Here is a 12,557-nt window from a genome sequence, read left to right as displayed (position 1 = left end):
CAGGCCTTTCACAAAGGCAGGAACCTTCTACCGGTTGTTCCCGTTATCGGGGATCGGAAGCCAAGGCGTGAGTGCCTGAGATGCTTGAAGCCAGCGTGCCCAGTCCGACCGTGCCCTATGGCGCAGATCAGACCCTGTTCGTGGTGATCGATCGCCGCAACAAGGGGACTGAAATCCGCGTCGAGCGGAGCGACCTCGAGGCCACGATCGGCGAGCTCGTCGCCGGCTGCTTCAACGACCCCATCAAGGTGATCTCGTTCAACACGCTCGAACATTGGATGAAGGACATCTCGACCGAGATCGCCGGCGAAATTCGCGCGCGTTGCGATATCGACGGCATCCGGCTTCCCGACTATCTCAGCGACTTCGTCGAGAGCCACACCTGATCGCGCATCGCCGCCTCCTCCTGCATGGTTCAGATGACGCGGAACGAGAGAAGAAGTCGCACGCTTTGCAGCGGGGCGAATGCGTTCAGAGCATGCTTTGCTGGAGTTAAGCCCGCCGCCTGGCGGCGATGACCTCGATCTCGCGGCGGCGTTCGCCTGCGAAGGTCAGGAGCTTTTCGATCGTCAGCGTATCCGTGATCCGTTTGGCCAACCGCTCGGCGCGCGCGGCCTGATCTTCGAGATACTGGATCGTGTTCAAGCGCCGCCTCCCCAAAGGACCCCAAATTGGAGCCCCGAGTTGTTTGGGCATCCATGGTGCTCGAGAAGCGACTAACAGGCGGTTAAGCGCGCTGGCGTCTCAGGTCGATGAACGCGCCTTATCGCACGACGTCGAGCCTGACATTGGTGATGCCCTTGTCGACCATGCCGAGCGCCTCGGCCGCGGAAGGCGAGACGTCGACGACGCGTCCGCGGACATAGGGGCCGCGATCGTTGACCCTGACGGTCACAAAGCGGCCGGATGAGACGTCGGTGACGCGCAGCTTTGTGCCGAATGGCAGGGTGGGATGGGCCGCGGTCAGTTCGTTCTTGTCGAACCTCTCGCCGCTCGCGGTCTCGGTGTCCGAATAGAAGCTGGCGACGCCATGCGCGGCGGTCTGCTTTGCGTCCTCTCTACCATCAGGGACGCGCACCCGGCTGATCGGCCGCGGATGCAGCGCCGCCACTCGCACCCGGTGCGGCCGCTCGACCGCAACCTGCCGGCTTGTGCCGGTCAGATCTGCCTTCTGGCGGCCGACCGGCGATTGCGCGCAAGCGGCAAGCGATGCGGCAGCGATGATGGCGAGCAGCAACCGGAACGAGGTTGCGAGGGAAATCCGGGCACTTTCGGCACGTGCAAAGCGAGACATGATACGCCCTCCGAACAACCCAGAGTTTCGGTGGGCAATGAGGGCAGAACCTTGGCTGAACAAAAGCGGCCTTGGGGCCACCACCGTTTCGCGCCGGCTGTGGCGATTCCACCACAGTCGCGTGTCCTGAATCGGGACAGGCTTGCGAAAAAATCAACCCGATACGACGCGCCAGATGATCGGGCGCGCATCAGCCTGAGCCTCACCGGTCTCGGCGTCGGCCTTCACGAGGCACACCAGCTCGCGCCGATAGAGCCGTCGCCACCCCGTTTTCAGGCTGGCGAGAAAGTCGAGCTCCCGTTGTGTCAGTGCGCACATCATGGACCCGATCCGGTTGCAAAGGCCCCGTCGTCAGCCGACGAGGCCCCCCATCGCTTTGACATCTGCGCTGCCCGGAAAGACCGTTTCAACGAGCACCTTCTCTTCGACGCGAAGATGATCCCTGAGCAGGCCCTTCAGAACGGCGCGCAAATCCGTGGTCGGCTTGAGGTCGCGGTCCTCGAACAGCTGCGCGGGCTTCAGGCCCGGCCAGTCCGCGATCACCCGGCCACCGGCGAGCGCACCGCCAATGAGGAAGGCGACCGTGCCGGTACCGTGGTCCGTGCCCTGCGTGCCGTTGATGCGCGCGGTGCGGCCGAACTCGGTGACGACGGCAACCACGGTCTCATGCCAGGCCTCACCCATGTTGCCTTCAATCGCTGCGAACGCGCCGTCGAGTGCACCGAGCAGATTGTAGAGCTGGCCCGAGGCCGCGCCTTCGGCGATATGCGTGTCCCAGCCGACGAAACCCATGGCGCCGACGCGCGGGCCATCGGGTTTGGCGAGATAGCGCGCGGCGGTGCCGGCGGCTTCGGCGAAGTAGGCGCGTACACGCGCGATGCCGGGCGGCATCAATGTCGGATCGTCCGACATCGGATCGCCCGTGCCGGGCGCGCCGCCCAGCGAAGCGAGCTTCATGCGCGCCTGAAGCACGGTCGCGAGCTTCGGGTCGGTGTGCTGATAGAGATCGAGCAGGCGGTTCTGCGTGTCCTCGCTCGCCGGCAGCAGCTTCTGCGGCACCCATGTCATCACCGGCGCCGACCCGCGCACCACCAGCGGCGTGACCGAGCCGATGCCGAGCGCGCGGCTGCCACGCGGATCAACACGCCCGCCGGATTCCAGCGCGAGCAGCGCGCGGTTGAGCCATCCTGAGCCGGTCACACCAGGCTTGGAAATGCCGCTTTCCAGCACGTCCTGACCGTCGAAATGCGAGCGCTCGCGATAGGGCGTCGCTGTGGCGTGGACGATCGAGGCCTTGCCGCTCCTGTAGAGCCGGTGCAGGTTCGGCATTGCCGGATTGAGCGCGAAGAAAGCATCAAGCGGCAGCGCGGGCGGCTTGCCGTCCAGCGCCAGCGCACGATCGCCGCGCAACGAGATCCAGTCGGGATCGCCGACCGGAGCGACCGCGCCAAGGCCGTCGAGCGCGCCACGCAGGACGATGACGAGCAGGCGAGGATCGCGCCCCTCCGCGCGCGCAAGCCGCGGCATCTGGCTCCACGCGAACAGCGCGCCTGAGCCGACCAGAAGCTCGCGCCGCGTGGGCAAATGATTGACGAAGCCCATGCTCACCTCCTCTGAAAATCCGCCGACATGAACAACAGCGCCAGCGCCTGCTGCCGGCTCTCGGCGCGGCCGACGGCCTGCTTCACCTCGGGCGCGATCTCGGATGCGAAGACGTTTTCAATGATCTCCTGCGGATCCGCGGTGCCGGTGATGCGCTCGGCGAAATTGTTGGCGACGTCGAGCCGCCGGCCAACACCGTCGATCCAGCTCGCCTCGTCGTCGGGGTAGCCCTTGGGCGCCGGCGGACGCCACAGCGCCTCGCCGAGCAGCTCCTGGCCCCCGGTGTATCGAACGGGATCGACAACGGTGATCCCCGTCGCGCGCACCATGCCGATAACCCATTCGCCAGGACGCTTGAGTTTCAACGGCGGCCCGCGCCACGCATCGTCCGACGACACCATCGCGATCGCGACCTGCTTGAGGTCGCCCTCGGTATCGCGAAACGTCTTCGCCATCAGCTCGACCAGCGCCGGCGGCGGCTCATCCGCCACGAAATGCCGTGCGAGCTTGGTCGCGATGTGGGTCGCTGTGGCCGGATGCACGGCGAGATCGCGCAGCACGGCGCGGCCCTGCTCGGCATCCTCCTCCTCATAACGCTTGCCGAGCACGGTCTGCCCGCCCGGCTCGTGCAGGCGGGGATTGAAGGTAAACTCGCCGCCATGCTCGGGATTGTCGCCGGGCGGAACGAGCGTCCATCCCGTCAGCACATTGGCGAAACTGATGACGTCGTCCTGGGTGTAGCCAGCGCGAACACCGAGCGTGTGCAGCTCCATGATCTCGCGCGCAAAGTTCTCGTTGAGGCCGCGGCTGCGATTGATGCCGGCGATCGAGTTCGCGCCCATCGAGCCGAGATTGTCGAGATAGAACAGCATCGCCGGATGGCCCTCGGTGGCCAGCACAAGATCGACGAAGCGGCCAAGCGCGTTGGCGCGAATGGCTTCGCGTTCATAGGCGCCGGACATGCTCTGAATCCTGTTGGCCGAGATACAGAAATGGTTGGACCAGAACCACACCAGCCGCTCGGCGAAGCCGATGTCGGCGGCAAGCGCGGCTTCGGTGCGCCGCTTGGCCTCCTGCAAATACATCGGGCGTCCGGGATCGGGGACGGCCTCGGCCGCCTGCTTGGCTGCGATCTCGGCGGCGTCTTTCTCCGCGCTCTGGCCCGCCGCCTGACCCTGCGTTTGAGGCTGGTCTTCGGACATGACCGGCACCGCAGCCACCTGCTGCTTCTTCGCCTGCTGCTGCGCCTGCTTGGCGCGCGCCGCTCGCCGCGCATTGGCATCGGCCACGGTGCGATAGGCCTTCGCACTGGAGGGCAGGCTCGCCGCTGCGGTGAGCACCAGCGGCCGGTCGAGCTCTGCGATCAGCGCACCGCGCGGGTCGGTCCCGACAGCGGCAATCGATCCCGGTCGCGGGCCCATCCCGAAACGATGAAGCGCCAGCACAGCTTCAGCCTTTGCAGAATTGCTCATGGCGAACGCCCAATTCTTTCGAGCCAGCCGACGGCAGCGCGATGCGCCACGTCAGGCTACGAACCGTAATGCTACTTATCGTAGCATTAGAGATAGGATTGCGCAAGCCAGGATTCAGGATTGAAGGCGCCGCTGCACTGTCTCGGTGGAACGAGCGCGCATCCGCAGGCCGGCGGATGCGCGTGAGCGACCTAGAAATTTGGCCCGAGCGCGATCTTCGCCGCATGCTGCTCCCAAGGCCCGGGATTCAGGATGAGCCCAGAGACTTTGCCTGCGGCGTCCCTGACGAAAGCGATCCGGCTATGATCTTCGTCGTCTGCGGTGAGTTCGTTGCTTGATGTCGCCACAAACGGAGCCGCCTTGTCTTTCTCGAATTCGAGGATCGGCCAAGCCCCCGTCGCTTCCGCAATGAGCTTGCCATGCTCGACGCGAAGTTGAAGTTGGACCGCATTGACACGGCGGGTGGCCCTCACGACGCTGAGATCGCTCGCGCTGCCTTGGCCCCTGTGGACGATTTTCATCTTGATCGTCGTGTTGGCCGGCCCGCGCAGCTTGGCCAGGACATCGGCGAGCGAGAGGCCTTTGAGCGGCGCGCCGTCAATTTCAGTGATGAGGTCGCCCGCCATCACACCGGCCTTGGCTGCGGGGCTGCTGCCGAGGTTCGGCTTGTTGATCCTCAGGCCCTCCTGCTCCATGGCGACGAAATTCCCGATTCCAAGCCATCCGGTCTTGCCATCGGCCAAGCCCTGCCTGTCACGCGAGCTCACCGTGGCGCCGAAGTCATAGGTCCCGGCATAATCGGCGAGCGCTTCCGTGCTCAGGATCACCGGCACAGCCGGCGGAACGGCGGACGACTCGGGAATCGTCAATGCGCCATAGACGAGGCGATTGATCCCCGAGTACAGCACCGCTTGGCGCCCTTTGCTGCCGGGAGTCGCCTGGACCATCTGTAGGCCAATCAATTGCTCCGCCGGATCGATCCAGAAATACGTGCCCCAAAGCCCCGCCCAGGAAAGGCTTCCGACCGCGCCCGGTATCCAGCTTTGGACTGGATCGGCGCGGATGGCGAAGCCAAGTCCGAAGGTTGTTCCGGCGCGGGCGCCAACCTCGTCTTCTCCGAAGATGCTGACACCTGATGGCAGCGCGTTCGCCGTCATCTGGTTCACAGCCTGCGGGCTGAGCACGCGCACGCCATCGAGCTCGCCTCCGTTCAACGGCATCTGACAAAAGCGGAGATAATCCGATGCGGTCGAGACGAGTCCGCCACCACCAGAAAACAGCTTCGGCGGCGTCGTGACGTCCCAGATCGGCGGCCGTTCCGGCATGGGAGAATCGACGAGGCGGTCGAGCTTCTCTTTCGGCACGTAGAAGCCCGTGTCGACCATATGCAGCGGCTCAAAGATGCGGCTCTGAAGGAATTGGTCGAAAGGCTGACCGGAAGCGACTTCGACAACCCGGCTCAGCACATCAATGCTCCAGCCATATTCATGGACCTCGCCCGGCTCGTGGGCGAGCGGAAGGCCGGCCAGACTGGACACGAAATCCGCCAACGTCCTGTCGCGTCGGAACACGGCCCTAAGGCCATAGAGCCCATGGATCGTCCGAATTCCGAGATCGGCGCTCGCGTCCGCAAGGCCCCGTTCCGGATAGGCAAAATCGAGCTCCGGATAGATGAGGCCAGACGTATGGCGCAACAGATCCCGAACCGTCATCGGGCGCTTTGGTGGTCTTGGCAGACCGAGGCCGTAGTCCGATTCGCCTGTGGCCGGGTCCGTCGTCTGGAAAGCGACCCGCATGTCCCCAAGCTCCGGCAAATACTGCGAGACGGGCGCCTCGACGTCGAGCTTGCCATCGTCCACCAAAATCATCGCGGCGACGCTGGCCACCGGCTTGGACATCGAGGCGATCCAGAAGATGGAATTCGTCTTCATCGGGACAGTCTTGGCGCGGTCCTGAAATCCGATGGCCTGCAAATAGGCGAGCTTGCCGCCCCTTGCGATTGGGACGACGGCGCCAGGGACAAGGCCATCCGACTGCGAGAAAGAATCGAAGCGCGCCTGATACCACGGCGCGATTCGCGCCAGACGCGAGGCCGAGAATCCCAGGCTTTTTCGCATCACCTGGTGTCGTGAGGTCATCGGCGAACGCCGTCCCCAACAGGCAAAGTGCGATTGGAATCGTCCACATCGATGCGATGAGTTTCATCCCGATATCTCCGCATGCGCACAGCCGCCCTGAAATTGTCGCTTCAGGGCGATTCCGACCGCTCAAGCGCCGGTCGGGCGAGTACCAATCTCAGATTTGGACCACTCTAGAAATTCGGCCCGAGCGCGATCTTGGTGATCGTGCCGTTCCTGACGCCGATGCGCCATTCCGCCGAGCCGTTGGCGAACTGGGCGACATAGATGTCGCTGTCGAGCGCGGTGACGCCGCGGAATGATACCGCACGCAACACTCCGAGCCGCGCCAGGATCGCCTGGTCGAACGGAAGCTGCTGACGCGTGATGTCGGCGACCTCCGACGTCATGTGGTCGTAGTCCGGCTGCCCCTTGCCGACGCCTTCGATGTAGCGGCGCAGCATCTCCTCGCCATTGGCGATCGGAACGGCACGGCGCGCCACGCGCCCCGGCCGCGCGCCGCGATTCGAGGTCTCGACGTTGTGGAAGCGCGTTTGCCGGCCCGGCACCAGGAGCTCCAGGCATCGCCCCGACTTGTCGGCAATCACCCAGGGATTGTTCACGGTGGTCAGCGAGGCCCAGGACACGTTGGGCCTGACGACGCTCTGCATCCTGCGCTTGCCCTCGGCGTCGAGATTGAAGATTTGGATGTCGTCGCCTGTCTCGTTATAGACCATGATCCGGATCGGTGACGTGCCAGCGCGGCCGCGCACATTCGCCTCCTCCGCGCAGGAGACAATGCCGCCGAGCTCGTCATTGCCGTCGGCCCGGAAAATCACGTCGCTGGCCTTCCCATCGGGCTCGAGCAGCAGGCGGAATTCCGCCGAGCCGTTCTCGAACTTCGCGCCATAAATGTCGTAGCCGCCGGGACCGACACCGCGGAAGAAGATTGACTCGACCGCACCGAGCGCCACGAACGTCGCGTGCAGTTCGTCGAGCTGGCGGTGGATCTTGGCGGCGAGCGGCGCACTCATGCGATCATAATTCGGCGTGCCGTGGCGCAGATCCTCGATCCCGCGCAGGATCGCATCCTTGCCGCCGTCGACCGGAACCTGCTCCCGGAAGCGATCCGGCACTTCTGCGACGCGGCGCGCGAAGTCCGCCTCAATCGCCTGAGCCACCGCCGCGTCGATCCGCGGCGCCAGGCGGGCGCCGAAGACCGCGTTCTGGACCAGAACGCGCGAGACTCTCGCCTGTTCGTCGCGCAGGAAGATCAAGAGATTGTCGCCGTGGATGGAGAAGACGTCGGCACCTTCGGCGAGGAGCACGGCCCGGCCCTGCACGGTTTCCTGCACCTGAAGCCGATCGCCGTCGCGCCGCACGGTGAGCACGCGGTTCGGCGCGGTCCTGTACCATCCGACATACTGATCGAGCGACGCCGGGTCGACGGCCGGCCTCGGCATCTCGGCGACGCGAACTGCGCGCACGTCGCGGCCATTCATGTGTAGCATCAGTTCGGAGGATCGACGCTCCGCATCGAGCGGGAACGTGATCTCGCCGAACGAGGCCGCGTAGGAGACCGTGTCGTCACTGCCAATCGTCAAGCGCAGCTTGCGCTGCCCGGTGAGCTGTCCGTAGAGCTCGTCGCCCTCGCGGAAGATGGCGAATACCGAGGCCGGGCCCATGGCGTAGAAATTGACGAAGGGGCGATAATGCTCGGCCGGCACCTCGCCGAGATCTGCGGCCATGGGTGCGGGATCCGGGGTGCGATACGCGATCATGCCGGCCGACACGATCACGACCGGCACGATCGCCCCCGCGATCCACAGCCGCTTGCGCCAGCCGACTGCCACGGGCATGGCAGCCGCCGCGATGATACGTTCGACGCGGCCGCGTACAGTCGAGGCTCGCGCCATCGCGAGCTCTACCGGCCGCGGTTCTACGCTCGTTGCAACGTCGAGCAGGATTTCGGCGTAGGACAGCCGGTCATCGATCACCTCGATCGCCTGGGCGTCGCTGATGATCTCGGCGAGCTCGGCGAGACGCGCGAGCTGCCACCACGAGAACGGGCTGAACCAGAACATCGCGCGGTTGAGGGAGGCGAGCAGCAGGATGTAGAAGTCGCGATTGGCGACATGCGCGCCCTCATGCGCGAGCACCGCGAGGCGCTTCTTGGCATCCCACCCGGCGAATTGCGGCGGCACCAGAATGGTCGAGCCGAAGGTGACGGGACCGCCGACGTCGCGGCTGACGCGCACATCGGCATCGACCATCTGCGGACCGTTCATCGGCTTCGCCGCCCGCGCCAGGCGCCAGGTCAGGCAAAGGCCAACGGCGAGCCGCAACAGCAACAGACCGGCGACGCCGGCATAGACGATGCTGGTCACCAGCCACCAGTCGATCGCGACGGCAGTCCTGGCCGGCAGGGCAAGGGCCGCGCCAGGCGCGGTCGGCAGCGCCGGCTGCGGCGTCTCCAGCATCGAGATATCGGCCGGCCAGAGTTCGTCCGGCACCGGTACGGACAAGGGCAGCCGGTCGATGGTGAGCGTCGGCCAATGCATCACGAAGGGCATCGCGAGCGAGGCCAGCAGCACGATGACCCACGCCGTCATATGGACGTGCGGGTTGCGCGAACGAAACAGGTTGAGACCAAACCAGACGACGCCTCCCAGCACGAAGGAGCGCAGCGCCGCCTCAGCCAGAGTTGCGATCATTCTTTCTTCACTCCCCTCGCTTTCTTCGCCTTCGCCACCTGGTCGGCCAGCGTGCGCAATTGCTGCTGGTCGAGCATCGCGTTGTCCACCATGCCGACGAGGACCTCCTCCATCGAGCCGTTGCAGAACCAGTCGACAATGCGCTGCACGGCCTTGGCCGCCACCCGCGCGCGCGGTTCGGCGGCGTGGTAGACGTAGGTGCGTCCGTCCACGGTGTGGTGAGCATAGCCCTTTTCTTCAAGCCGGCGCAGCACCGTGCGGACCGTCGATTCCTTCAGACGCCGCGACAGCCGTTCGCGCACGACCTCGGCCGTCACCGGACCGTGGGCCCAAACCAATTGCATGACCTCGTGCTCGAGGTCGCCCAGTTCGGGCAAACGATCGTCCATGGCATCTGACCTGCGGATTGAGTTTTCTTGTAACGCTACGGATCGTCGCATATACGGCCGCGCCGCGCAACGGCGATTCCACCTGAAATGGTATCACCGTGCTGACCTAACCGCTATCCGGCCGGGGTCGTTGGCTCAGTACCGCGGCTCGTACATCTGTGACTGGACCAGGCCCTTCACGTCGTTGGGCGCGGGTCCGTCCGCCAGCCCGCGCTGATAGGCGACGTCTGCGACCGCGGCGGCGATGCCGGCCGAAACCTCGCGGATGCGAGGCAGTGCCGGATAGAGGCTGCCCTGTGCAAGGTCCTCCTTGCCGACGCAATCGGCGAGCGAATGGGCGGCGGCCATGAACATCTCGTCCGTCACCAGCCGCGAGCGGCTGGCGATGACGCCGAGACCGACGCCGGGGAAGATGTAGGAGTTGTTGCCCTGGCGCGGCACGAAGGTGCGGCCGTTGAGCCTGACCGGGTCATAAGGGCTACCGCAGGCGAACAGCGCGCGGCCCTCGGTATAGCGATAGGCATCCTCCGCCGAGCATTCGGCCTTCGAGGTCGGGTTGGACAGCGCAAACACGATCGGATGGTCGTTGAGCCCGGCCATCGCCTTGAGCACGTCGGGCGTAAAGGCGCCGCCGACCGCGGCGACGCCGATGATCGCCGTCGGCTTCAGCGTTTTGATCGCGGTGAGGAAGTCGGCAATCGACGCCTGATCGGTATGGGCGTAGCGGAGCTTGTGGCCGGAGAGGCCGGCGCGGCCGCTGACGACGAGGCCTCGAGAGTCCACCAGCCAGTTGCGCCGCAGCGCCTCGGCCTCGGAAGCCCCCTCCGCCATCATCGCGGAGACGACGAGATCGGCAATGCCGGTGGCCGCTTCGCCCGCGCCCAGGAAGAGGATCTTCTGGTCCTTGAGTTTGCCGCCGCTGACACGCAGCGCCGAGAACAGGCCCGCGAGCGCCACCGCCGCGGTGCCCTGGATGTCGTCGTTGAAGACACAGGACTCATCGCGGTACTTGTGCAGCAGCTTGAACGCCGAATGGTTGGCGAAATCCTCGAACTGGATCAGCACGCCCGGAAAGGTCTTTTGCGCGGCGACCATGAATTCGTCGACGAAGCTGTCATAGGCCTCGCCCGTGAGCCGTCGTTCGCGCAGGCCGAGATAATAGGGATCGTTCAACAGCTCCTCATTGTTGGTGCCGACGTCGAGCACGATCGGCAGACAATGTTCGGGATGAACGCCGGCACAGGCCGAATAGAGCGAGAGCTTCCCGACCGGAATGCCCATGCCGTTGGCGCCGAGATCGCCGAGCCCAAGGATGCGTTCGCCATCGGTCACGACGATGAGTTTTGCCGGGTAAGGCCAGTTCTTCAGAATCTCGGCGATCTGGCCGCGATCACGCGAGGAGATGAACATGCCGCGCGGCCGCTGGAAGATCAGGCCGTATTTCTGGCAGGCGAGCCCGACGGTCGGCGTGTAGATGATCGGCTGGATCTCGTCGATGTTGTCGACGACGACACGGAAGAACAGCGCCTCGTTGCGGTCATGCAGCGCGTTCAGCGCAACGTATTTTTCCAGATCTGTCGGTAGCGTGCGCAGATTGGTGAGGACGCGCTCCGCCTGCGTCTCGATCGTCAGCACGCAGGGCGGCAGCAGGCCACGCAAGCCGAGCGCAGCGCGCTCTGCTTCCGTGAAGGCGGTACCCTTGTTGAGCAGGGGATCGCGCAGCAACGCCATGCCTTGCAGCGAATTGGATGATGTCGACTGGGCAACGACCCGGGCAGGTCTATTCACGAATTCCCCCAAGGAGTTTCTTATTGAACTGCAAACATTGTCGGCCAGTGCTCCCCTGAGATCAAGGACGTTGCCTCTCAGGCAGCGATTGTGATCTCGCACCGCAGCGAGATTTTCGTGCGGATCGCAGTTTGCGCGCGACGCAAAGGTTAACGAGGCGAGTCTATTCCGGCTTGATGTCGGCGGCCTTCACGATCGGCCACCATTTCTCGGTCTCCGCCTTCTGAAAAGCGCCGAGTGCTGCGGGCGATTGCCGGTCCGATGGCGGTATCTCCTGCCCCAATTCGGCAAAGCGCTGCTTGACGGACGGATCGGCAAGCGCGGCGCCGATGGCCGCATTGAGCTTCGTGACGATCTCCTTCGGCGTGTTCTTCGGCGCCCAGATGCCGTGCCAGTAGGAGATGTAGAGGCCGGGCAGGCCCGCCTCGTCGACAGTCGGAATGTCGGGCGCGGATGCGAGCCGCGTCGGCGAGGTCACCGCGAACGCCTTGATCGCACCGTTCCTGTATTGCGGCAGCGAGTTCGAGGCCTGGTCGAACATGATATCGATCTGGCCTGCGACGAGATCGATCATGGCGGGCCCGGCGCCGCGATAGGGCACGAACTGGAAGTCCGTGCCGGTCTTTTCCTTGAAGAAGACGCCGGCGACATGGGCGCCGGTGCCGGCACCAGCGGTCCCGGCGGTGGCCTTGCCGGGGTTCTCCTTCAGCCAGATGGTCAACTCCTTGAGATTGTCGGCCTTGAGCGTCTTCCGGCCGACGATGAGCTGCGTCCCCATCGCGACCAGCGCAACCGGCTCGAAATCCGCGACCACGTCATAGGGCAGCTTGAAGATCGCGCCATTGAGCACATGCGTGCCCCAATGGCCGATGGTGATCGTTGTGCCATCCGCGGCCGCGCGCGCGACGCGAGCGCCGGCGATGCTGCCCGAGGCGCCGGCCACGTTCTCGACCACGATCGTCGCATGCAGCTCGGCCGCGATCCGTTCCGACAGGATCCGCGCCAGCGTATCGGTCGGGCCGCCCGCTGCGAACGGCACCACGAGGGTGATGGGGCGTGAGGGAAACGGCTGGGCGCTGCCAGGTGCGGTCCACACCGCAGATCCGATCAACGCGCAAATGACAATCACATGACGGCGCAATCCGGCCCACTGCCCCCGCATCAGTCTCTCCACCCTTCTT

11 protein-coding genes are annotated in these 12,557 nt (G+C 64.9%); 1 reads left to right on the top strand and 10 read right to left on the bottom strand.

Features of this window, described 5'->3' with window-relative positions:
* Positions 1-80: 80 nt before the first annotated feature.
* Positions 81-386, top strand: coding sequence for a hypothetical protein (locus tag ABIB73_RS11655; RefSeq protein ID WP_354224079.1), 306 nt, complete (start codon positions 81-83; stop codon positions 384-386).
* A 106-nt stretch (positions 387-492) separates the two neighbouring features.
* Here ABIB73_RS11655 and ABIB73_RS11650 read toward each other — a convergent pair whose 3' ends face one another.
* The 10 genes from ABIB73_RS11650 to ABIB73_RS11605 form a co-directional block, all read right to left on the bottom strand.
* Positions 493-645, bottom strand: coding sequence for a hypothetical protein (locus ABIB73_RS11650; RefSeq protein ID WP_354224077.1), 153 nt, complete (start codon positions 643-645; stop codon positions 493-495).
* 118 nt (positions 646-763) lie between these two features.
* Positions 764-1,294, bottom strand: coding sequence for a septal ring lytic transglycosylase RlpA family protein (locus tag ABIB73_RS11645; RefSeq protein WP_354224075.1), 531 nt, complete (start codon positions 1,292-1,294; stop codon positions 764-766).
* 153 nt (positions 1,295-1,447) lie between these two features.
* On the bottom strand, positions 1,448-1,615 hold the full coding sequence (locus ABIB73_RS11640; protein ID WP_354224073.1) for a hypothetical protein: 168 nt from the start codon (positions 1,613-1,615) through the stop codon (positions 1,448-1,450).
* Between the two features lie 30 nt (positions 1,616-1,645).
* Entirely contained in the window at positions 1,646-2,896 is a 1,251-nt protein-coding gene (locus ABIB73_RS11635; protein ID WP_354224071.1) for a DUF1501 domain-containing protein, read from the bottom strand.
* Positions 2,897-2,898: 2 nt separating this feature from the next.
* Positions 2,899-4,368 (bottom strand): DUF1800 domain-containing protein, encoded by a 1,470-nt coding sequence (locus ABIB73_RS11630; RefSeq protein ID WP_354224069.1) that lies wholly within the window; start codon positions 4,366-4,368, stop codon positions 2,899-2,901.
* Between the two features lie 191 nt (positions 4,369-4,559).
* Positions 4,560-6,485 carry a serine hydrolase gene (locus tag ABIB73_RS11625; RefSeq protein ID WP_354224288.1) on the bottom strand — a complete coding sequence of 642 codons (1,926 nt, stop codon included), beginning with the start codon at positions 6,483-6,485 and terminating at the stop codon, positions 4,560-4,562.
* Positions 6,486-6,679: 194 nt separating this feature from the next.
* Positions 6,680-9,199, bottom strand: a complete 2,520-nt coding sequence (locus tag ABIB73_RS11620; RefSeq protein WP_354224067.1) for a M56 family metallopeptidase — start codon at positions 9,197-9,199, stop codon at positions 6,680-6,682.
* The gene (locus tag ABIB73_RS11615; protein WP_354224065.1) at positions 9,196-9,588 is read right to left on the bottom strand and encodes a BlaI/MecI/CopY family transcriptional regulator; all 393 of its coding nucleotides are present in this window, start codon (positions 9,586-9,588) and stop codon (positions 9,196-9,198) included. The genes ABIB73_RS11620 and ABIB73_RS11615 overlap by 4 nt, the downstream gene beginning before the upstream one ends.
* A 135-nt stretch (positions 9,589-9,723) precedes the next feature.
* Entirely contained in the window at positions 9,724-11,376 is a 1,653-nt protein-coding gene (locus ABIB73_RS11610) for an NAD-dependent malic enzyme (protein ID WP_354224063.1), read from the bottom strand.
* Between the two features lie 163 nt (positions 11,377-11,539).
* On the bottom strand, positions 11,540-12,538 hold the full coding sequence (locus ABIB73_RS11605) for a tripartite tricarboxylate transporter substrate-binding protein (RefSeq protein WP_354224061.1): 999 nt from the start codon (positions 12,536-12,538) through the stop codon (positions 11,540-11,542).
* Between the last annotated feature and the right edge of the window lie 19 nt (positions 12,539-12,557).

The sequence above is a fragment of the Bradyrhizobium sp. F1.4.3 genome (genome assembly GCF_040548375.1).
Classification (GTDB): domain Bacteria; phylum Pseudomonadota; class Alphaproteobacteria; order Rhizobiales; family Xanthobacteraceae; genus Bradyrhizobium.
The sequence above is the reverse complement of the archived record's forward strand: the minus strand, read 5'-3'. Positions and strand labels throughout refer to the sequence as shown.